Raw genomic sequence first — 2,424 nt, forward strand, 5'->3', positions numbered from 1 at the left:
CTCGTGGACGGCCCGCGGCGCCAGCGCCTCCCAGCTGACGGTGACCTCGCCCTGGCGCCAGCGCCGCGGGCCGTCCACGAGCGGCCAGCCCGTGGCGCGCAGCGCCTCGGCGCTGCGTATCCAGCGCTGGCGCGCGCTCAGCGCCGCGTACGGGGCGGCTGCCGCCCAGGCGCGGTCGAAGTCGCGCAGGAAGGTGTGCACCGGCTCGCCCGGCACATTGCGGTGGATGAGCGCCTTCGGCAGCCGTTCGGCCAGGTCGGAGGGGCGGTCGAGGGAGCCGAGCCGGGCCGCGAAGGTCACGGTGCGCGGGCCGTGCGCGGTCAGGGCGACCCACACATGCCGCCGCCCGATCTCGTCGCAGGTCCCCTCCACCAGCAGCCCGCCCGGCGCCAGCCGCGCGCACAGCCGCCGCCACACGTCGGCGACCTCGTCCTCGTCGTACTGGCGCAGCACATTGGCCGCCCGGATCAGCGCGGGCCGCGCGCCGTCCGGCAGCGGCACCTCGAATCCGCCGTGCGCGAAGTCCAGCCCCTCCCGCCGGTACGGCCGCGCGGCGGCGACCCGGTCCGGGTCGATCTCGACGCCCACGACCCGGGCGTCCGGCCGCACCGTACGCAGCCTGCCCAGCAGCTCCACGGCGGTCCACGGCGCGGCGCCGTAGCCCAGGTCCACGGCGATGGGCGCCTCGGCGCGGCGCAGCGCGGGGGCGTGGGCGGCGGCGATCCACCGGTCCATGCGGCGCAGCCGGTTGGGGTTGGTGGTCCCCCGGGTCGCCGACCCGATGGGCCGGCCCGGCGGCGCGGGCACACGGGGCGCGGGCACACGGGGCGGGGGGACACGGGCGGACATGACGCCGAGCCTAAGCGCCGAGCCCAAGCGCTGACATTCCGTCCCCAGAACATCACGCTTTGGCAAAGCGGAAATGGGAACGAGAGGTTCCGGTGTTGAGGGGTCGGAGGGGGAATCCGGAGTCCGCCCGAGTCCGCCCCTGCAAGGAGGTATCGAGCGGTGAGCCAGCATGTTTCCCGGCTCGGCGGCCTGCGAGGCCGTTCGCACGGACATGGAGCGTTCGGCGGGCCGTACCACCAGCGCCTCAGACGCGTCGGGCGCCGCCCGCGCCGGATCGCGATGCTCAGCGTGCACACCTCGCCGCTGCACCAGCCCGGCACCGGTGACGCGGGCGGCATGAACGTCTACATCGTGGAGCTTGCCAAGCGGCTGGCCGCCATCGACATCGAGGTGGAGATCTTCACCCGCGCCACCACCGGCACCCTCCCGCCCACCGTCGAGCTCGCGCCCGGGGTGCTCGTACGGCATGTGGACGCCGGTCCGTACGAGGGACTGGCCAAGGAAGACCTCCCGGCCCAGCTGTGCGCGTTCACGCACGGGGTCATGGGGGCCTGGGCGGGGCACCGCCCCGGGTACTACGACCTCGTCCACTCCCACTACTGGCTCTCCGGTCACGTCGGCTGGCTGGCCGCCGAGCGCTGGCGGGTGCCGCTCGTCCACGCCATGCACACCATGGCCAAGGTCAAGAACGCCGCCCTCGCGGAGGGCGACACCCCCGAGCCCGCGGCCCGCGTCATCGGCGAGGAACAGATCGTCGGGGCCGCCGACCGGCTCATAGCCAACACCGAGGAGGAGGCGGACGAGCTGGTCCGCCACTACGGCGCGGACCCCGAGCTGGTCGCCGTCGTCCACCCCGGGGTGAACCTTGAACGCTTCCGGCCTGCCGACGGCCGCGCCGCCGCCCGCGCGCGCCTGGGCCTGCCGCCCGACGCGCTGATACCGCTGTTCGCGGGGCGTATCCAGCCGCTGAAGGCGCCCGACATCCTGCTGCACGCGGTCGCCCATCTGCTGGACGAGGACCCGCGGCTGCGCGAGCGGATCGTGGTCCCGGTGGTCGGCGGGCCGAGCGGCAGCGGGCTGGCGAAGCCGGAGCGGCTGCACAAGCTCGCGGCCCGGCTCGGCGTCAGCGATGTGATCCGCTTCCGGCCGCCGTGCACCCAGGACGAGCTCGCGGACTGGTACCGGGCGGCGTCCGTGCTGGTCATGCCCTCGTACAACGAGTCGTTCGGGCTGGTGGCGATCGAGGCCCAGGCCTGCGGCACACCGGTGATCGCCGCCGAGGTGGGCGGTCTGCCCGTGGCCGTACGGGACGGGCACAGCGGCATCCTGGTGCCCGGCCACAACCCGGCCGACTACGCCCGGGAGCTGCACCGCCTGTCCGCCGACCCCGGGCTGCTGAAACGTTTGGGCAGCGGGGCCGCCCACCACGCCGAGCGCTTCGGGTGGGACAAGGCCGCCGCGGCGACGGCGGACGTCTACGCGGAGGCGATGCGCGGGTACCGTCGCCTACGATCGGTTCATGGGTGACGCCGAGGCCAGGAACGAGACCATCGGGAACGAGACCATCGGGAACGA

General features: G+C 74.5%; 2 protein-coding genes. One reads left to right on the forward strand and one right to left on the reverse strand.

Annotated elements, in window-relative coordinates; genetic code table 11:
- Positions 1-849 (reverse strand): class I SAM-dependent methyltransferase (locus CCN51_RS51525; protein WP_107426322.1); only part of this gene is annotated, 849 nt, incomplete at its 3' end.
- A 159-nt stretch (positions 850-1,008) separates the two neighbouring features.
- Here CCN51_RS51525 and mshA point away from each other — a divergent pair.
- Entirely contained in the window at positions 1,009-2,376 is a 1,368-nt protein-coding gene (gene mshA, locus CCN51_RS51530; protein ID WP_014177596.1) for a D-inositol-3-phosphate glycosyltransferase, read from the forward strand.
- The last annotated feature ends 48 nt before the right edge of the window (positions 2,377-2,424 follow it).

This window comes from Streptomyces milbemycinicus (assembly GCF_002154605.1).
GTDB lineage: Bacteria > Actinomycetota > Actinomycetes > Streptomycetales > Streptomycetaceae > Streptomyces > Streptomyces milbemycinicus.